The 18256-nt window shown below is 65.8% G+C and carries 16 protein-coding genes; 8 read left to right on the top strand and 8 right to left on the bottom strand.

Annotated elements, in window-relative coordinates; translation table 11 throughout:
* Positions 1-52: 52 nt before the first annotated feature.
* Positions 53-343, bottom strand: a complete 291-nt coding sequence (locus tag M1248_RS10405; protein WP_317148271.1) for a WhiB family transcriptional regulator — start codon at positions 341-343, stop codon at positions 53-55.
* Between the two features lie 439 nt (positions 344-782).
* On the opposite strand from M1248_RS10405, the gene M1248_RS10400 reads away from it, so the two are divergent.
* The 3 genes from M1248_RS10400 (at position 783) to M1248_RS10390 (ending at position 3448) form a co-directional block, all read left to right on the top strand.
* Positions 783-1571 carry a hypothetical protein gene (locus tag M1248_RS10400; protein WP_317148270.1) on the top strand — a complete coding sequence of 263 codons (789 nt, stop codon included), beginning with the start codon at positions 783-785 and terminating at the stop codon, positions 1569-1571.
* A 91-nt stretch (positions 1572-1662) separates the two neighbouring features.
* A complete protein-coding gene (locus tag M1248_RS10395) occupies positions 1663-2241 on the top strand; it encodes a sigma-70 family RNA polymerase sigma factor (protein WP_083124837.1) in 579 nt (192 codons plus the stop codon).
* Positions 2234-3448 (top strand): anti-sigma-D factor RsdA, encoded by a 1215-nt coding sequence (locus M1248_RS10390; RefSeq protein WP_163735762.1) that lies wholly within the window; start codon positions 2234-2236, stop codon positions 3446-3448. The genes M1248_RS10395 and M1248_RS10390 overlap by 8 nt, the downstream gene beginning before the upstream one ends.
* A gap of 15 nt (positions 3449-3463) precedes the next feature.
* Here M1248_RS10390 and M1248_RS10385 read toward each other — a convergent pair whose 3' ends face one another.
* The gene (locus M1248_RS10385; protein WP_014209027.1) at positions 3464-3868 is read right to left on the bottom strand and encodes a DUF5319 domain-containing protein; all 405 of its coding nucleotides are present in this window, start codon (positions 3866-3868) and stop codon (positions 3464-3466) included.
* A gap of 141 nt (positions 3869-4009) precedes the next feature.
* On the opposite strand from M1248_RS10385, the gene guaB reads away from it, so the two are divergent.
* The 4 genes from guaB (at position 4010) to phoU (ending at position 9228) form a co-directional block, all read left to right on the top strand.
* Complete coding sequence (gene guaB / locus M1248_RS10380) at positions 4010-5551, top strand: IMP dehydrogenase (protein WP_317148269.1); 1542 nt, start codon at positions 4010-4012, stop codon at positions 5549-5551.
* A 51-nt stretch (positions 5552-5602) separates the two neighbouring features.
* Complete coding sequence (locus M1248_RS10375; RefSeq protein WP_317148292.1) at positions 5603-6724, top strand: GuaB3 family IMP dehydrogenase-related protein; 1122 nt, start codon at positions 5603-5605, stop codon at positions 6722-6724.
* Between the two features lie 61 nt (positions 6725-6785).
* On the top strand, positions 6786-8531 hold the full coding sequence (locus tag M1248_RS10370) for a GMC family oxidoreductase (RefSeq protein ID WP_317148268.1): 1746 nt from the start codon (positions 6786-6788) through the stop codon (positions 8529-8531).
* A 37-nt stretch (positions 8532-8568) separates the two neighbouring features.
* Positions 8569-9228, top strand: coding sequence for a phosphate signaling complex protein PhoU (gene phoU / locus M1248_RS10365; protein WP_163735771.1), 660 nt, complete (start codon positions 8569-8571; stop codon positions 9226-9228).
* Between the two features lie 5 nt (positions 9229-9233).
* Here phoU and M1248_RS10360 read toward each other — a convergent pair whose 3' ends face one another.
* Both M1248_RS10360 and M1248_RS10355 read right to left on the bottom strand, forming a co-directional pair.
* Complete coding sequence (locus tag M1248_RS10360; RefSeq protein ID WP_317148267.1) at positions 9234-11588, bottom strand: glycoside hydrolase family 65 protein; 2355 nt, start codon at positions 11586-11588, stop codon at positions 9234-9236.
* The gene (locus M1248_RS10355; protein ID WP_163735777.1) at positions 11585-12325 is read right to left on the bottom strand and encodes a beta-phosphoglucomutase family hydrolase; all 741 of its coding nucleotides are present in this window, start codon (positions 12323-12325) and stop codon (positions 11585-11587) included. The genes M1248_RS10360 and M1248_RS10355 overlap by 4 nt, the downstream gene beginning before the upstream one ends.
* A gap of 156 nt (positions 12326-12481) precedes the next feature.
* Here M1248_RS10355 and guaA point away from each other — a divergent pair, with 156 nt between their 5' ends.
* Complete coding sequence (gene guaA, locus M1248_RS10350) at positions 12482-14041, top strand: glutamine-hydrolyzing GMP synthase (RefSeq protein ID WP_317148266.1); 1560 nt, start codon at positions 12482-12484, stop codon at positions 14039-14041.
* Here guaA and M1248_RS10345 read toward each other — a convergent pair whose 3' ends face one another.
* Genes M1248_RS10345 through M1248_RS10330 form a run of 4 tightly spaced genes read right to left on the bottom strand, consistent with a single transcriptional unit; the run spans position 14042 to position 18252 of the window.
* Entirely contained in the window at positions 14042-14965 is a 924-nt protein-coding gene (locus tag M1248_RS10345) for a MerR family transcriptional regulator (protein ID WP_317148265.1), read from the bottom strand.
* A complete protein-coding gene (locus M1248_RS10340) occupies positions 14962-16467 on the bottom strand; it encodes an NAD(P)/FAD-dependent oxidoreductase (protein ID WP_317148264.1) in 1506 nt (501 codons plus the stop codon). Before M1248_RS10340 ends, M1248_RS10345 begins: the two co-directional genes overlap by 4 nt.
* An 8-nt stretch (positions 16468-16475) precedes the next feature.
* Positions 16476-17408: a ferritin-like domain-containing protein gene (locus M1248_RS10335; protein ID WP_317148263.1), complete on the bottom strand. Its 933-nt coding sequence runs from the start codon at positions 17406-17408 to the stop codon at positions 16476-16478.
* Between the two features lie 10 nt (positions 17409-17418).
* A complete protein-coding gene (locus M1248_RS10330; RefSeq protein ID WP_317148262.1) occupies positions 17419-18252 on the bottom strand; it encodes an SDR family NAD(P)-dependent oxidoreductase in 834 nt (277 codons plus the stop codon).
* Positions 18253-18256: the final 4 nt, after the last annotated feature.

Here is an 18256-nt window from a genome sequence, read left to right as displayed (position 1 = left end):
GAAAAGGTCCCACCCGGGACGCCGGATGGGACCTTCTCGATTGCGTTCGTGACTATGAGGCGCGGCGGATACCCCGCTTCAGCAACAATTCGCGCTCGGACTCGGACAGGCCGCCCCAGATACCGTAGGGCTCACCCACCGCCAGCGCGTGCGAGCGACACTGCGTGATCACCGGGCAGCTGCGGCACATCTCCTTGGCACGCATCTCACGCTGAGCGCGGGCCCGGCCGCGTTCGCCGTCGGGGTGAAAAAACATGGACGAGTCGACGCCTCGGCAAAGGCCGGCGATCTGCCAATCCCAGATATCTGCATTGGGTCCGGGAAGCTGTTGCGACTGTGGCATTGGAAAACCCCTCTCTACACACTCATTTCGCCAACTACACAAGTGCGTGAGTTACGGAACCGATCCGAGCGCAAGTCGCCGATGACTACTCGTGCACACAAACTAGGGGGGCTCACGAAATTCCGTCAATAGCCTGAACATGTGCTAATTGACATAACGGCAGGTCCAGAATTTACGTCACGTTCATCTTGAGATACTTCGCCGTCGAGATCGGTGTTTAAGCAAACGTGATGCGGGGGCTGGCAAGGCGTATTTGTCCTGATCGCGTGGATACATGCGACTTCGGCAATTTTTCGCAACCCCGCGCCGTCTTACATGGAATTAACTTTCGCAGCACCAACTGTTAACCAAAGTGATTTTGGCCCCTTTGAAATACGAGTCCACCGGTACCGGGTATTGCACTGGCCCATTGATACGCGTTGATAGCGTCGCGGCACTGATGATCACTTCCACCGCAGACCTGGCGAACGCGGCGTTCGGGGACGATCCGGGACGCTGGCCGCTGCCCGCCGCGACCACTCCGCAGCAGCTATGGCTGCGGGCGGTGGTGGCCGGCGGTCAGGGCCGATACAGCAGCGCGCTGGCCGACCTCTCCACACTGCGACGTCAGCCGCCCGGCCCGCTGGTGTCACTGGCCCACAGCACCCGCGCGTCGTTTCTGCGCCAGCTCGGCTGGCACGACCGGGCACGAACCTGGGACGGCAGGGCGTCCGCACTTGCGGGTGCCGATCGGGAAGCGGGCGGCGACGCGCTGATCGGGCTGGCCGCCGATGCGCTCGGCACGGGACGGTTTGCGGCGTCGGAGCGGGCGTTGCTCCGCGCCGCCGACCTTCTCGACGGCCCGGTACCTGCACGGCTGCATGTGCGGATCGCCTGGGTGTCCGCGGAGTTGGCGATGGCCCGCGGACAGGGTTCGTCCGCGGTGCATCACGCGGACGCGGCCAGGGCGGCCGCCGCCACGCTCGGTTCGGTACGGCACACCGTCAAAACCGAGGTTGTCATGGCCGCCGCGCTGTGCTGCGTCGGTGACCTCGACGGCTCGCGGCGGGTGGCCGATGCCGCGCTCGAGGTCACGGAACAACACGGAATGGTCCCGCTGCGCTGGGCGTTGGCCTCCTTGCTGGCCGGTATCGGTAGCGGGGTGCGCTCAGAGGTAGAGGTGGCGTCGATCCGCGACGGTTCCGCCGACACAGTCAGGTCACGGGGCGGCGTGTGGGCCGTCCGCTGAGACGGGAGCACTCCATCCTGAAAGTTATTGTTTAGCTGAGCCAAGCCCACCGGTAAGTGTCCGCTACGTAACGCTGGAGAGATCGCCCACGATGACAATTTCGGGAGAACGTCTCGATGATGTCGTCGCTGAGGCTGTAGCGGGCAATCGGGACGCACTCCGGAGGGTGCTGGAGACCATTCGTCCCATCGTCATCCGGTACGTCCGGGCGAGGGTGGGGTCGACTGAGCGAAGTGGCCTCTCAGCTGATGACGTCGCGCAGGAGGTGTGCTTGGCCGCCATAACGGCGCTGCCGCGCTACAAGGATCAGGGACGACCGTTCCTGGCCTTTGTGTACGGCATTGCAGCGCACAAGGTCGCTGACGCTCATCGCGCAGCGGGCAGGAATCGCTCCGACCCGACGGAAGTCGTGCCGGAACGGTTCTCGCTGGACGCCGGCCCCGAGCAGATGGCGCTGGATTCCGAGGCATCGGCCCGGATGAAGAAGCTGCTGGCGATATTGCCTGAGAAGCAACGCGAAATTCTGATCCTGCGCGTGGTCGTCGGCATGAGCGCCGAAGAAACCGCCGAGGCGGTCGGAAGTACTGCGGGCGCGGTCCGAGTCGCCCAGCACCGCGCACTGGCACGGCTGAAGGAAGAGATCATCTCGACGGGGCACGACCATGCCTGACTTCGGACGCTGGACTTCCAACGGGGGCGATCCGTCGCTCAACGAGATCAACCGCACTGACCAGTTGCTCGACGCGCTCGCGTATCAGCAGCCGGCGTATGCAAGCGATCGCGGAGACGCTGAGCTGATCAGCCTGCTGTCCGGTTGGCGCGACGACATTCGTGATGCGCCGATGACGGTGCCGGTGACGCCCCGCGACGCGGTGATCGCACTCGACACCGCCCAGCGCACACGCAAGCGGTCCCGCCGGACGCTGGCCCTGGTCGGGTCGACCGCCGCGGCGGTGCTGTGTCTCGGTGGCTTCGCCAGCGTCGTGGCGGGCGCGGGACCGGGCGACTCGCTCTACGGTCTACGCACGATGATCTTCGGCGAGGCGCCGGCTCCGCGGGATGACGCCGTGATGCTTGCCTCGCAGCAACTCGCCGAGGTGCAGCAGCTCGTCGACCAGGGACAGTGGCAACAGGCTCAGGACAAACTGGAGACACTCACCACCACCGTTGCGACGGTCAATGACGATGTCGCCAAGCAGGAGTTGGTTTCCGAGTGGCAACAGCTGACGGTGAAGGTCGAGGCGCAGGATCCCGCCGCGGTGCTGCCGCCCGACATGCCGCCGCCGGTCTTCCCGGACGTGGTTGTCCTGGACACCCCGACGTCGTCGGACAGCACCTCGTCGGAGACCACCCCGCCGTCGGAAACGACGCCGGCAACTTCTCCTTCGTCGGAGACGTCGCCGACCAGTCCGACGTCGCCGACCAGTCCGACGTCGCCGACCAGTCCGACGTCGTCCCAGACGCCACCGACCAGTCCGCCGGTGCAGGTGCCGCCCCCATCGTCGGTGCCTGCAACGGCGGGGCCGACGTCGTTGCCGCCCAGCACGCCGCCGCCATCGGCCGCGCCTGAGGAAGAGCCGCCTCCGAGTTCGCCGACTGCGACACCTACGACGACGACCACCGTTGCAGTGACCACGAGGACCCAGCAGCCTGCTGCGCCGTCATCGACTGTCTCTGAGGCCGCCGAGGAGGCGCCGCCCGTCGAAGTGCCGCCAGCGACGGTTGAGGCACCTCCTGTGACGGTTGAGGCGCCGCCCGCAACTGTCGAGGAACCTCCGGCGACGGTCGAGGAACCGCCGGTACAACGGCGAGCGCCGGTTACGACGACGTTCGTGGTTCCCGAAGTGGAGTCTGGCTCCGGCGGCGACGGCAGCTAATTAGCGATTGCGCCGTCAGCGATACCCGTCGGTGTCCGTCGTGGCCTCGTTGAGAGAGGCGTCGGCGTAACCGCGGCAGTAATCCCAGGTGACGTAGGCGTCGGGTTCGGGGTCGTAGGCCGGCTCGTGCGGGCGGACCGTACCGTCGACCAGCAGCTGCAGCAGGTTCGCCCGCAGCATGTCCCAGTCGTGATAGTGGTCCTGCTGGCATTCGTCGCAGCACACCACCAAACCGCGAATTCCCTTGTGCGCCAACAACGCTTCATAGACAGCCAAGTCGGCGAGATCGGCCTCGACCGCGGTCCGCTCCTGGGGGTCCAGCGGCTGACCGGGCTCCAGGGCGTCGAGCGCTGCCGACGGGTCGCACGGGTCGTCGGCGAACGGATCGGGCGGCAAACCCGGCGGAAGGTGGTCGCGCACGACTCCCACATTACGCAGCCGCCTACATTTCGCGCCAGCCGTCCGCCCGGCATGGCGCAACCGGGAGTGTGGAGCAGAACCGGCGACGTCAATGCCGATAAGATGGGGAATCTAGCTCGTCTGTCCCGGGAGGCCCCACCCATGTCGATTGCCGAAAGCAGCCTTCCCCTCGCTGTTCCGGTACCCACCGGCGGCGACGATCCGACGAAGATCGCGATGCTCGGCCTCACATTCGACGACGTACTGCTGCTGCCGGCCGCTTCAGATGTGGTGCCCGCCACAGCAGACACCTCCAGCCAGCTGACCAAACGGATCCGGCTGCGGGTCCCGCTCGTCAGCTCGGCGATGGATACCGTCACCGAATCGCGGATGGCCATCGCGATGGCCCGCGCCGGCGGCATGGGGGTGCTGCACCGCAACCTGCCCGTCGCCGAACAGGCCGGCCAGGTCGAGACGGTCAAGCGCTCGGAGGCCGGCATGGTCACCGACCCCGTCACCTGCTCACCGGACAACACGCTCGCCGAGGTCGACGCGATGTGCGCGCGGTTCCGCATCTCGGGGCTGCCGGTCGTGGATTCACAAGGCTCTCTCGTCGGGATCATCACCAACCGCGATATGCGCTTCGAGGTCGACCAGTCGAAGCCGGTGTCGGAGGTGATGACCAAGGCTCCGTTGATCACTGCGCAGGAAGGTGTTTCGGCCGAAGCGGCGCTGGGGCTGTTGCGCCGCCACAAGATTGAGAAGCTGCCGATCGTCGACGGCAACGGCAAGCTGACCGGGCTGATCACCGTCAAGGACTTCGTCAAGACCGAGCAATTCCCCTTCGCTACCAAGGACAGTGACGGCCGGTTGCTCGTCGGCGCCGCGGTCGGTGTCGGCGACGACGCGTGGACGCGGGCGACGACGCTGGTGGACGCCGGAGTCGACGTGCTCATCGTGGACACCGCGCACGCCCACAACCGCGGCGTGCTGGACATGGTGCATCGACTGAAGGCGACGGTCGGCGACCGCGTCGAGGTGATCGGCGGCAACGTCGCCACCCGCGCCGCCGCGGCCGCGTTGGTCGACGCGGGCGCCGATGCGGTGAAGGTCGGCGTCGGTCCCGGCTCGATCTGCACCACGCGGGTGGTGGCCGGCGTCGGAGCCCCACAGATCACCGCGATCCTCGAGGCGGTCGCAGCGTGCGCGCCGAAGGGTATTCCCGTCATCGCCGACGGCGGCCTGCAGTACTCCGGAGACATCGCCAAGGCATTGGCGGCCGGCGCGTCCACGGCCATGCTCGGCTCGCTGCTGGCGGGCACCGCCGAGTCGCCGGGCGAGCTGATCTTCGTCAACGGCAAGCAGTTCAAGAGCTACCGCGGCATGGGCTCACTCGGCGCGATGGCCGGGCGCGCGGGGGCACGGTCGTACTCCAAGGACCGCTATTTCCAGGACGACGCGCTGTCCGAGGACAAGCTGGTGCCCGAGGGCATCGAGGGGCGGGTGCCGTTCCGCGGTCCGCTGTCGACAGTGATTCATCAACTCACGGGCGGGTTGCGCGCCGCGATGGGTTACACGGGCTCGGCCACCATCGAGCACCTGCAGCAGGCGCAGTTCGTACAGATCACCGCAGCGGGATTGAAGGAGAGTCACCCGCACGACATCGCGATGACTGTCGAGGCCCCGAACTACTACATCCGCTGACAGCGTGCTCGAAGGGGAGATGACGCAGTGCGTGACACAGTTGAAATCGGCATGGGCCGAACCGCCCGCCGCACCTACGAACTCGACGAGATCAACATCGTCCCGTCCCGCAGAACCAGGTCCTCCCAAGATGTTTCGACGGCCTGGCAACTGGACGCCTACCGGTTCGAGATCCCGGTCGTGGCACACCCGACCGACGCGCTGGTGTCGCCGGAGTTCGCCATCGAGATGGGCCGTCTCGGCGGCCTCGGTGTGCTCAACGGCGAAGGCCTGATCGGCAGGCACGCCGACGTCGGGGAGAAGATCGCTCAGGTCGTCGCTGCGGCCGAGAAAGAGCCGGAACCGGCGGCGGCGATCCGGCTGTTGCAGCAACTGCACTCTGCGCCGCTGGATCCTGATCTGCTGGGTGCCGCGGTGGCGCGGATCCGCGATGCCGGTGTGACCACGGCCGTCCGAGTGAGTCCCCAAAATGCGCAGGCGCTGACGCCGGCGCTGGTGGCCGCAGGCGTCGACTTACTGGTCATCCAGGGCACGATCATCTCCGCGGAGCGGGTCGCTCAAGATCACGGGGTCGGCGAACCGCTGAACCTCAAGACCTTCATTTCCGAGCTCGACATACCGGTGGTGGCGGGTGGTGTCCTCGACCACCGCACTGCATTGCACCTCATGCGCACCGGCGCTGCGGGCGTCATCGTCGGCTACGGATCGACCCGCGGCGTCACCACCAGCGACGAGGTGCTCGGCATCAGCGTGCCGATGGCGACCGCGATCGCCGACGCCGCGGCCGCGCGCCGCGAATACCTCGACGAGACGGGCGGGCGCTACGTGCACGTGCTCGCCGACGGTGACATCCACACGTCCGGCGACCTAGCCAAGGCCATCGCGTGCGGCGCCGACGCCGTAGTGCTCGGCACCCCGTTGGCCACTGCCGCCGAGGCCCTGGGAGATGGCTGGTTCTGGCCCGCCGCGGCTGCGCACCCGTCGTTGCCGCGCGGCGCTCTGCTGCAGGTCGCGCTGGGCGAGCGGCCTTCGCTGGGGCAGGTGCTGACCGGGCCGTCCGATGATCCCTTCGGATCGCTGAATCTGGTCGGTGGCCTGCGGCGATCGATGGCCAAGGCTGGTTATTGCGACCTCAAGGAGTTCCAGAAGGTCGGCCTGACCGTCGGTAACTGAGATCTCGATAGTTAGGGCGACCTAGCTGGTAGTTACCGGCCGGTAGTTAGATACTGGGCCGATGAAGCCTGACTACGACGTCCTCATCATCGGTTCCGGTTTCGGTGGCAGTGTCACCGCTCTACGGCTCACCGAGAAGGGCTACCGCGTCGGCGTTCTCGAGGCCGGTCGCCGGTTCGCCGACGACGAGTTCGCGAAGACGTCCTGGAATCTGCGCAAGTTCCTATGGGCGCCGAAACTCGGCATGTACGGCATCCAACGAATCCATCTGTTGCGCAACGTGATGATCCTGGCCGGCGCGGGTGTCGGCGGAGGCTCGCTCAACTACGCCAACACCCTGTACGTCCCGCCGGACGCGTTCTTCAACGACCCGCAATGGGAGCAGATCACCGATTGGCGTGGCGAGCTGACCCCGCATTACGACCAGGCGCAGCGAATGCTCGGCGTGGTCCAGAATCCGACGTTCACAGACGCCGACCGCATCATGAAAGAGGTCGCCGCCGATATGGGTGTCGAGGACACGTTCGTCGCGACGCCCGTCGGGGTGTTCTTCGGCCCCGACGGCACGAAGGCTCCGGGTAAGACGGTGCCGGATCCGTACTTCGGCGGTGCCGGTCCGGCGCGCACCGGCTGCATCGAATGCGGATCCTGCATGACGGGTTGCCGCTACGGCGCCAAGAACACCCTGCTGAAGAACTATCTCGGCCTCGCCGAAAAGGCTGGGGCAGAGATCATTCCGATGACGACGGTATCGAGTTTCTCGCAGCGGTCCGACGGAGTGTGGGAGGTGCGCGCGAAACGGACGGGTCTGTTGCCACTCAAGCGGCGCAAGTACACCGCCACCCATGTGGTGCTCGCGGCGGGGACGTTCGGCACGCAGAAGCTGTTGTTCGACATGCGCGACAAGGGCAAGCTGCCGAAGCTGTCGGAGAAGCTCGGTGTGCTCACGCGAACCAATTCGGAATCGATCGTCGGTGCAGGTCGTTTCGAGGTCTCACCCGATCTCGATCTCACCCACGGGGTGGCCATCACGTCGTCGATTCACCCGACTTCCGATACGCACATCGAACCGGTGCGCTACGGCAAGGGCAGCAATGCCATGGGGCTGTTGCAGACCCTGATGACCGACGGCGCGGGGCCGCAGGGTTCTGACGTGCCACGGTGGAAGCAGTTCTTCGTGCAGGCGGGGTCGAACCCCCGCAAGCTGCTGCGGTTGCTGAACCCGCGTAAGTGGAGCGAGCGGACGATGATCGCGCTCGTCATGCAGCACCTGGACAACTCCATCACGACATTCACCCGGCGCACGAAGTTCGGCTTCCGGCGGCTGGACAGCAGGCAAGGTCACGGCGAACCCAATCCGACATGGATCCCGGTGGGCAACGAGGTCACGCGCCGGATAGCCGAAAAGATCGACGGCGTCGCGGGCGGCACCTGGGGTGAACTGTTCAACATCCCGCTGACCGCCCACTACCTCGGCGGCGCTGCGATCGGCGACACCGCCGACCACGGAGTCATCGATCCGTATCAGCGGGTGTACGGGTATCCGACGCTCTCGGTGCACGACGGTGCGGCGATCTCGGCGAACCTCGGTGTCAATCCATCGCTTTCGATCACGGCGCAGGCCGAGCGCGCGGCATCGCTGTGGCCGAACAAGGGTGAGATCGATCAGCGTCCAAAGCAGGGGGAACCCTACAAGCGCCTCGATCCGATTCCGCCGGCACATCCTGTCGTACCCGCCGATGCGCCCGCGGCGCTGCGCCATCTGCCGATCGAACCGGTCAGCTCGGCAGGAAAAAACGCCAGCTGACAGGTTTTACCTGAGCGGTCTCGGGTACCTATTGCCGATGCGAACCGCCTATCGCGAACAGTTGTCGGGCTTGGGCGCGCGGCTGGCCGACATGTGCGGCCTGGCAGCCAAGGCGATGGACGATGCGACGCGGGCCCTGCTGGAAGCGGACCTGTCGCTGGCCGAAGAGGTCATCGCCGAGCAGGAACGCATTGCGGTCATGGGCCGGCAGGCCGAGGATACGGCGCTCAAACTGCTCGCGCTGCAGCAGCCGGTGGCCGGCGATTTGCGGACGGTGGTCTGCGCCATCCATATCGGCGCCGATATCGAGAGAATGGGTGCGCTTGCGGTGCATGTGGCCAGCATCTCGCGGTTGCGCCACCCGGAGTGCGCGCTGCCCGACGAGGTGCGGGCCAGCTTTGCGGAGATGGGCAAACGAGCAGTCCTGATGGCGGGGATTGCGCGTGAGGTGCTGCTGTCCAGTGATTCGGAAAAGGCTTCGCAGATGCACGACCTGGACGATGCGGTGGATGCGGAGCACCGTCACCTGTTCACGCTGCTGATCGACAACAAGTGGCAGGACGGGGTCTGCTCCGCAGTCGATGTCGCGTTGCTGGGCCGCTATTACGAGCGTTTCGCCGACCACGCCGTCGAGATCGGCAGGCGCGTCGTGTTCGAGGCAACCGGCGGTCTGCCGGATGCCAAGAAACTGGCCTGAACCCCCTACAACATCCTGCGGCGCAACGGCTCTCGGCCCGGCGGTTGCTGCGGTTCCGGAAGCAGCGGCTCGCGGCGCCTCAGCGCGACAGTCGTCGGGCGGTCCGTACCGAGCTTGATTTCCTCGCGTGCGTGACGAATCGTCAGGAATGAGTGCGGCCCGTCGCGGACGGTGTAGGTGACATCTTTGTGGTTGGCATCGACTGTGATCCGAAAGTCCCTCCAGCGCAACCGGAACCGCAGACGTGAGATACCGGACGGCAGTTGCGGATCAAGCGACAGCACACCGTCGTCGTCACGCAGTCCGCCGAACCCCGCCACCAGCGCGGTCCAGGCGCCTGCCAAAGACGCCATGTGCAGGCCGTCGCGAGTGTTGTGGTGCAGGTCGCGCAGATCGATGAGCGCGGCCTCGTACGCGTAGTCATGTGCGAGTTCGAGATGGCCGACGTCGGCGCACATCACCGCCTGGGTACACGCCGACAGCGATGAGTCGCGCGTAGTGCGGCGCTCGTAGTAGTCGACGTTGCGCGCCCTCTGTTCGGGGGTGAACGCGTGGCTCTGCCACTGCATGGCCAACACCAGATCCGCCTGTTTGATCACCTGCGCCGGGTACAGCCGTACATACGGTTCGTGCAACAGCAGGGGATATTCGGTGTTGGACGTGAAGTCCCACTCCCGGAGGGTGGTGAAACCGGCGCACTGCGGATGGACACCGAGTTCGTCGTCGAAGGGGATGAACGCGTCGTCGGCGGCAGTGCGCCAATCGGCCATCTCCGCCTCGGTGACGCCCAGTCCCTCGGCGCGGTCGGGGTGGCGAAGGCAGGCCTCGGCCGCGGCCCGAAGGTTATGTGCCGCCATCAGATTGGTGAACACGTTGTCCCGCACGACCGCCGTGTACTCGTCGGGTCCCGTGACCCCGTCGATGTGCCACACGCCGTGCCGGTCGTGATGTCCGAGCGACAGCCACAACCGCGCCGTCTCCACGAGAACCGCCAGCCCGCACTCGGCTTCCAGGGAATCGTCACCCGTCACGATGCGATACCGCTCGAATGCCATGGCGATGTCGGCGTTCACGTGCCAGCCGGCCGTACCGGCGGGCCAGTACGCCGAGCACTCCTCGCCGCGGATGGTGCGCCACGGGAACGCGGCTCCGGTGAGGTCGAGTTGTGCGGCTCGTTCCCTGGCGAGATCCAGCGTCGAGGCCCGCCACCTCAACGCGTCCGCCGCGGCATATGGCGCCGTGTAGGTCAGGAGCGGCAGCACGAAACCCTCTGTGTCCCAGAACGCGTGACCGTCGTACCCGGTGCCCGTCAGCCCCTTGCCCGGAATGGCCCGACGTTCGGCGCGCGCACTGGACTGCAGAACGTGGAACAGTCCGAACCGCACCGCCTGCTGGCTGTCGGGGTCGCCCTCGACCTCGACATCGGCGCAGTCCCAGAAGTCGTCGAGATACTCGCGCTGGGACTTGAGCAGTCCCTCCCATCCCGTGTAGCGCGCACCGCTGACCGCTGCGGCGGCCTGGTCCCGCAGCGCGGGCCGCGATCTCAGGCTCGACCACCCGTAGGCGAGGTATTTCACGATGCGTAGCCGTTGACCCGGTCGCAGACCGCAGATCACGGTGGTGGTCGCCCAGTCCTCGCCCGCTCCGGTGGTCACTTCGACCCGGCCGGGGACCTCGACGTCGTGAGACATCGCCGCGGCCATCAGCAGCTGGCTGGCCCGTGTGCGGTGTAGCAGGATGGCGCCGCGTTCGGAGTGCTCGTGCCCGACGGCCTCCAACGGTTTGTCGAGCACGGCCGCCACTCTGGGGTCGTCTTCGGACGAGGGCAGCTGCTCGTTGGCGACCAGCTCGGACTGGACGGTGACGCGGGTGAACTCGTCGACCGCCTCGACGGTGTACTCGATCGCTGCGACACTGCGCTGCGCCAGCGACACCAGCCGGGTCGTGACGATCTTGACCTGCTTGCCCGCCGGGGAGCGCCAATGTGCGGTGCGGGTCAACGTGCCGGCGCGCAGATCCAGAACGCGTTCATGCTCGAGCAGGTCGCCGTACCGGACATCGAAGGGTTCGTCGTCGACGAGCAGGCGGACGATCTTGCCGTTGGTGACGTTGACGATCGTCTGGCCCGCCTCGGGATAACCGAACCCCGCCTCGGCGTAGGGCAACGGGCGTACCTCGTAGTACGAGTTCAGGTAGGTGCCGGGAAGGCCGTGCGGTTCACCCTCTTCGAGGTTTCCTCGCATGCCGATGTGGCCGTTGGACAGCGCAAACAGTGATTCGGATTCGTCCAAAAGGCTTAGGTCTAACGAGGTTTCACGAATGTGCCACGGTTCGACTATGAAGTTTTCGCCGGTGATCATCGCGACATCAACTCTGCGAGGTCGGCCACCACCACGTCGGCACCGTTGCGCCGCAACGCCTCTGCGTGGCCCACCCGGTCGACACCGACGACGTATCCGAAATCTCCCGCACGGCCCGCCTCGACGCCGGAGAGCGCATCCTCGAACACGGCCGCCTCGGCAGGGGTGACTCCGAGCAGTTCTGCCGCGCGCAGAAACGAGTCCGGAGCGGGCTTGCCCGCGATGTTCTGCTCCCGCAGCGTCACGCCGTCCACGCGTTGCTGGACGAATTTGTCGAGCCCCGTCAGCTCTAGCACCTGGCGGGTGTTCGCGCTGGACGACACCACCGCCGTGCCGAACCCCGCGTTCACAACGGCCTCGAGGTAGCGGCGAGATCCGTCGAAGACCTCGACCCCGTCGGTCTGCAGGGTGTGCTGGAACGCCTCGTTCTTGCGGTTTCCGAGCCCGAAGACGGTCTGGGCGTCCGGAGCGTCATCCGGGGCACCGTCGGGCAGCGTGATACCTCTGCTGGCGAGAAAGGACCGGACCCCGTCCTCGCGCTTCTTGCCGTCGACGTACTTCAGGTAATCGGAGTCGACGTCGAACGGCACGAATTGGGTTCCCGCCTGCTCTGCCTGCGCCTCGAGAAAGTTGTCGAACATCAGCTTCCAGGCCTTTTTGTGCACGCTGGCGGTGTCTGTCAGCACGCCATCGAGGTCGAAAAGTGTGGCACGGATCCGTTCGGGTAGACCGAGCACTGGGTACCTCGCTTTGGCTTCTCGGGTGCGTGCTTCCAGTTCACCATTCCCAATTTCGTCCGTGGGCATACTTGGGCATGGATCTGACGGGCGTGCGCTGGGCCACGAGCGAAGAAGGTTCGTCGGTGCTGTGGAGTCGCTGACTAGACTGACCGGGTGACAACAGGTTCTCCCCGGCCCGTGCTGGTCATCGACTTCGGAGCGCAATATGCGCAGTTGATCGCCCGCCGCGTCCGCGAAGCGCGGGTCTATTCCGAGGTGATTCCGCACACCGCGACGGTCGAGGAGATCAAGGCACGCGACCCGCAGGCCATCGTGCTGTCGGGCGGTCCCGCGAGTGTGTACGAAGACGGTGCCCCGCAGCTGAATGCCGAGGTGTTCGACCTGGGGGTACCGGTTTTCGGTATCTGCTACGGCTTTCAGGCGATGGCCCAGGCGCTCGGCGGAACCGTCGCCCGGACCGGCACCAGTGAGTTCGGCCGCACGGAGCTGGAAGTGACTGGGGGAGACCTTCATTCCGATCTGCCCACCACCCAGCCGGTGTGGATGAGCCATGGAGACGCCGTGACCGTCGCCCCCGAGGGCTTCGATGTGGTCGCCACCAGCTCCGGTGCGCCCGTCGCCGCGTTCGAGAACCGGGCCAAGGGCCTGGCAGGCGTGCAGTACCACCCCGAGGTGATGCACACCCCGCACGGTCAGCAGATTCTGAGCCGATTCCTGCACGAATTCGCGGGTATCGACTCGACGTGGACGCCTGCGAACATCGCCGATGCGCTCGTCGAGCAGGTGCGTGAGCAGATCGGCGACGGGCGCGCGATCTGCGGTCTGTCCGGCGGCGTGGACTCCGCGGTGGCCGCCGCGTTGGTGCAGCGGGCCATCGGCGACCGGTTGACGTGTGTATTCGTCGACCACGGTCTGCTGAGGGCGGGGGAGCGTGCGCAGGTTCAGCGTGACTTCGTCGCGGCCACCGGTGCCAATCTGGTCACCGTCGACGTCGCCGACCGGTTCCTGGAAGCACTGTCCGGGGTGACCGACCCCGAGGGTAAGCGCAAGATCATCGGCAGGCAGTTCATCCGTGCCTTTGAAGGTGCGGTCCGAGACATCGTGGGGGACACCGGTTCTGAGGTCGATTATCTGGTGCAGGGCACGCTGTATCCCGACGTGGTGGAGTCCGGCGGCGGGTCGGGAACTGCGAACATCAAGAGCCACCACAACGTCGGCGGGCTGCCCGACGACCTGAAGTTCAAACTGGTCGAGCCGCTGCGGCTGCTGTTCAAAGACGAGGTGCGCGCGGTTGGCCGCGAGCTGGGATTGCCTGAGGAAATCGTTGCGCGCCAACCCTTCCCAGGGCCGGGCTTGGGCATCCGGATTGTCGGTGAGGTGACCGCGCAGCGACTTGAGACGCTGCGGCGGGCCGACTCGATCGCGCGGGAGGAACTGACGTCCGCAGGGCTGGACCACCAGATCTGGCAGTGCCCCGTGGTGCTGCTTGCCGGAGTCCGTTCCGTGGGGGTGCAGGGCGATGGGCGGACCTATGGTCACCCGATCGTGCTGCGCCCGGTGTCCAGCGAGGACGCGATGACCGCGGACTGGACGCGAGTGCCCTACGAAGTGCTCGAACGCATCTCGACACGTATCACCAACGAGGTCCGCGAGGTGAACCGCGTCGTGCTGGACATCACCAGCAAGCCGCCGGGCACCATCGAATGGGAATGATCAGACATCGGCGTCCGGGGGCGGTTCCTTCTCGATGAACTCACCGAGGATCTGACCGACCGTCGACTCGATGGTCGATTCGATAGAGAAGGCCAGCGTGGCCGAGACCGCCGACACAGCCTGGGTGCGGAACCGTACCAGCATCGTAATCAGTTCGGCCACTTCGGTATCCGGCGGCAGCGCGGCGCCCGGGTTGACCCGGTGCAGCACCTCTTCGATGCCGGCCTGCACAAGCAGTCCGCTGATCTGATCGAGCAGCGGTGAGATCTGCTCGTGCAGGTCGATCAGTTTGTCGGTCGCGACACCGTACTGCCTGATCTCGTTGAACGCCTCGATCAGCTTGGGGCGCACCACGACCGCCTCGCCGTCTTCCAGCTTGATCACGCCGAGTCCCACCATGCGGTCGAATCCCGGATCGTCGTCGACCAGCCGGCGCGCTTCGGCGACGCTCATCCGCTCGGGCTTCTCCGTCGCCCAGCTACCCGCGATCGCCGATTCGATGCCCAGCATGTCGCCCAGGTTCTTGCCCTGCTCCCAGGCCGACAGCATCTCGTGGACGTGCGCGATGTTGTAGCCGCGATTCAACATCGAGGTGATGAGGCGCAGCCGCGTCAGATGTGTGTCGTTGAAAAGCGCGATCCGCCCGACCCGCAACGGCGGATGCAGCAGTCCACGGTCGCGGTACACCCGGATGTTGCGGGTCGTGGTACCGGCCAGGCGCGCGAGCTCGTCGATGCGGTACTCGCCGGAAGTGGATTCGGGGTGCGGATGAAGCACGGCCGCGTCGAACAACTGCGATACGGCGGTTTCGATGACATCGCGGGAGCCGCGGCGCACACGCCGGGGAGCGCGCCGCAGGCTCTTCAGGATCGCCGAGATCGCCCCCGCCTGCTGGCGCGGTGGCTTCTCCGGCGGATTGGTCATGCGCTCGAGAGGGCACCGCTGCCGGTGCGCGCGCCGTGCTCGACGGCGACGTAGTCGGAGAAGCGGTAGTCGCGCATCTGACGAAGATACTGCGTGGCGAAGCCGGGGTACATCGAGGCGTTGAAGCCGTCGGCCGTCAGATACCAGCTGCTGCAGCCCGACATCCATGTCGTCCTGGTCAGGCGCTGCTGGATGCGGTCGTTGTAGCGCTCCTGAACGTCCTGGCGCACGTCCAGATATTTCAGGTTCTCCCGCAGGATCGTGGTGATGCCGCTGACCGCGTAGTCGAGCTGGCCCTCGACGTAGACCAGCAACGAATTGTGGCCCGGCCCGGAGTTCGGTCCCGTCATGAAGAACAGGTTCGGATAGCCGTGAGCGTTGATGCTCTTGTAGGCCTGTGCGCCCGACGCCCACTCCTGCGACAGTGAGCGGCCGCCGATGCCGGTGACCTCATACGGCGGTCCGGTCAGGTGCACGTCGTAACCGGTGGCGAAAACGACGCAGTCCAGATGATGCTCGACACCGTCGCTGGTGCGGATTCCGACGGGGCTCATCGTGGCGATCGGCCAGTCGATGAGCTTGCAGTTGTCCTTCTGCAGCGCCGGATAGTAGTCGCTGGAGACGAGCATCCGTTTGCAGCCGGGGGTGAAGTCCGGCGTCAGCTGCCGTCGCAGCCATGGATCCTTGACCTGCCTGTGCAGGTGCGCCTTGCCCAGCCTGGCGACCAGTCCGGTCAGCGGCGTGTTCCACACCAGCGCCGTCGCGCTGAGCTCGTGACCCCAGAACAAAGCCTGCCGTGCAAGCTCTTGTACGGCAGGCACTTTCGCGAACAACACCTGTGCCGCGGCAGGGACGGCGGTGTCCAGACGAGGCAGCATCCAGCCCGGAGTGCGCTGGAAGACCTTCACGAACTCCGCCCGCTTGACCAGTTCGGGCACGATCTGCACAGCGCTGGCGCCGGTGCCGATGACCGCGACGCGCTTGCCGGAGAAGTCGTAATCGTGGTCCCACCGGGCGCTGTGGATCTTGTGCCCCTGGTAGGTGTCGAGGCCGCGGATGTCCGGCCATTTGTGGTCGGGCAGTGGGCCGGAGGCCAGCACCACGGTGCGGGCCCGAAAACTCTCTCGCCCCTTGGTCTTCACGATCCAGGTGCCGGTCTTTTCGTCGAAGTCGAGGCCGTTGACCTCCACGCCGAATCGAATACGGCGTTCGATGTCGAACTTCTCGGTCATGTCCTCGATATGCCGGCAGATCTCGTCAGCGGGGGAGTAGGCCCGCGACCATGACGAGTTCTTCACGAACGAATACGAGTACAGCAGCGACGGAACATCACATGCCGCACCGGGATATGTGTTGTCCCGCCAGGTGCCGCCGACGCGGTCGCTGCGCTCCAGGATGACGAAGTCGTCGACGTCGGCCTCGCTGAGCTTGATCGCCGCACCTATGCCGGTGAATCCGGCGCCGACGATCAGGGTGTCGTAGGTGTGGGTGCTGACCCTCATGTTCATCCTCACGCCGCCGGCTCGTGGGTGACCTCTTTGACCCAGCTCGGGACCGAGGGCAGCAGTGGCCGTGGATACCGGTCGGAGAGCCAGACCATCGAGTTGGCCAACAGGTGATACGGGTGACGTGGATTGGTCACCACTCCGGCGTAGCGCCGCAGGAACAGATACGTCGGTACCCGGTGGGTGTGCTGGCCGCGATCGCCGAGTTCCTTGAATCGCTTCACCGCTCGGTACAGCCGCTCGGGCTCCATGCCCATGGCCGTGATCTCGTTGCGGATCCTGTTGATCAGCGGTGCGCCCATGACCGCGCCGATGATGAGTCCCGGGGTGGCGTTGTGGCCGACGAAGTCGATCAGGAGCCTGCGGATCTTGGCGTGGCCGATCATGTCGAGCACCTCGAAATCGACCACCAGATGCCGGGACTCGTCGTTGTTGATCTTCTCGAACACCTGATGGCAAACGGGGTCGTGCACTTCGTCGAGCAGAAACTTCAGCAGTGCGCCGTCGAGTGCGACCTCGAGCATCGGAATGACGGTGCCCAGCAGCGAGAGCGGCATGTCGTCGGCCCAGCGGTCCAGCCAGTCGATGGCGAGCCGGATGTTGACGTTGGGTTCGGGAACTTCCCCGTCTTCGAGCATGCCCCAGCGCTTCATCAGTGCGAGTTCGGCATTGGCGTGCCGCTGTTCCTCGGCATGGAAGTAGCGATAGATCTCGGCGATGGTCGGCGTGGGCGCCTTCTTGGCCAGCGCTGCAAAGCCACGGGCACCGATGTTCTCGATCCAGCAGAGGTCGGCCATGAAGGCCTTGAGTTTGGGTCGCTGTTCATCGGTGATCAGCTCCGCGCCCGGTGCGTCCCAGTCGATGTCGGCCAGCGCCCACTGTCGGTCTTTGATCTTGTCGAGCATCGCGTCCATATCGATCTTTGAGTTGGGGGCCATCTCGATCCTCCTACGGCGTGGTGACACGGGTGGTGAGGCCGACGGCGCGGGTGTACACCGTCGGGGCGAAACGTTTGATACCCCAGCCGATCCGGGCATCGGGTTGCGGCATGCAGTAGAGGCCGCCGCGGTCCAGGGTGTCCAGGCAGGTGCGGGCCACCCGCTCTGGTGAGAAACCGGTCCAACGCATCAGCATGTCGGCCAGTTGTGTTGACCTGTCGGAGATCCGACCCGCGTCGACGATATTCGTCTTGACGAACGTCGGGCACAGCACGGTGACGTTGACGCCGGTGCCGGACAGCTCGGCGGCCAGCGTCTCGGACAGCGACAGCGTGCCGGCCTTACTGACGTTGTATGCCGCCATCCCGGGCGCTGCTCCGAACGCCGCGGCCGATGCGACGTTGATGATGCCGCCATATCCCGCCTCGCGCAGGATGGGCGTGAAGACATGGCAGCCGTAAATCGGTCCCCAGAGATTGATGTCGAGCACCCATTGCCAGTCGTCGACGCTCATCTCGCCGATGGGCAGGCCGCCCGCACCGACACCGGCGTTGTTGATGACCACGGTCGGTGGGCCGTCGAACCAAGACTGTGCCTCTTTGGCCAGCGCCGTGACGTCGTCGAGTTGTGAGACGTCGCAACGAGATGCCAACGCCTCACCGCCATTGGCGATGATCGCGTCGACCGTGGCGCCCGCCGCGGTTTCGTCGATGTCGCTGCACACCACGCGCCCGCCGCGGTTGGCGAGCTCTCTTGCGAATGCCGCGCCGATGCCACTGCCCGCGCCGGTGATCACCGCCGCGGCGTCGTGGCTGCGTTTCTTCGACGATCCGAACAGGCCCATGCCT

Origin of the sequence: Mycobacterium sp. 29Ha (assembly GCF_032883055.1) — a bacterium.
Classification (GTDB): Bacteria; Actinomycetota; Actinomycetes; order Mycobacteriales; family Mycobacteriaceae; genus Mycobacterium; species Mycobacterium gallinarum.
This window is presented reverse-complemented; position numbering and strand designations above follow the sequence as displayed.

Excerpts from the sequence above, each read along its gene's own strand:
- M1248_RS10405 (WP_317148271.1), bottom strand. The coding sequence starts at position 343 with ATGCCACAGTCGCAACAGCTTCCCGGACCCAATGCAGATATCTGGGAT.
- M1248_RS10390 (WP_163735762.1), top strand. The coding sequence starts at position 2,234 with ATGCCTGACTTCGGACGCTGGACTTCCAACGGGGGCGATCCGTCGCTC.
- M1248_RS10335 (WP_317148263.1), bottom strand. The coding sequence starts at position 17,408 with ATGGCCCCCAACTCAAAGATCGATATGGACGCGATGCTCGACAAGATC.
- M1248_RS10330 (WP_317148262.1), bottom strand. The coding sequence starts at position 18,252 with ATGGGCCTGTTCGGATCGTCGAAGAAACGCAGCCACGACGCCGCGGCG.
- guaB (WP_317148269.1), top strand. The coding sequence starts at position 4,010 with ATGTCGATTGCCGAAAGCAGCCTTCCCCTCGCTGTTCCGGTACCCACC.
- M1248_RS10340 (WP_317148264.1), bottom strand. The coding sequence starts at position 16,467 with ATGAGGGTCAGCACCCACACCTACGACACCCTGATCGTCGGCGCCGGA.
- M1248_RS10360 (WP_317148267.1), bottom strand. The coding sequence starts at position 11,588 with ATGATCACCGGCGAAAACTTCATAGTCGAACCGTGGCACATTCGTGAA.
- M1248_RS10395 (WP_083124837.1), top strand. The coding sequence starts at position 1,663 with ATGACAATTTCGGGAGAACGTCTCGATGATGTCGTCGCTGAGGCTGTA.
- phoU (WP_163735771.1), top strand. The coding sequence starts at position 8,569 with ATGCGAACCGCCTATCGCGAACAGTTGTCGGGCTTGGGCGCGCGGCTG.
- M1248_RS10400 (WP_317148270.1), top strand. The coding sequence starts at position 783 with ATGATCACTTCCACCGCAGACCTGGCGAACGCGGCGTTCGGGGACGAT.
- M1248_RS10375 (WP_317148292.1), top strand. The coding sequence starts at position 5,603 with ATGGGCCGAACCGCCCGCCGCACCTACGAACTCGACGAGATCAACATC.
- M1248_RS10345 (WP_317148265.1), bottom strand. The coding sequence starts at position 14,965 with ATGACCAATCCGCCGGAGAAGCCACCGCGCCAGCAGGCGGGGGCGATC.
- M1248_RS10370 (WP_317148268.1), top strand. The coding sequence starts at position 6,786 with ATGAAGCCTGACTACGACGTCCTCATCATCGGTTCCGGTTTCGGTGGC.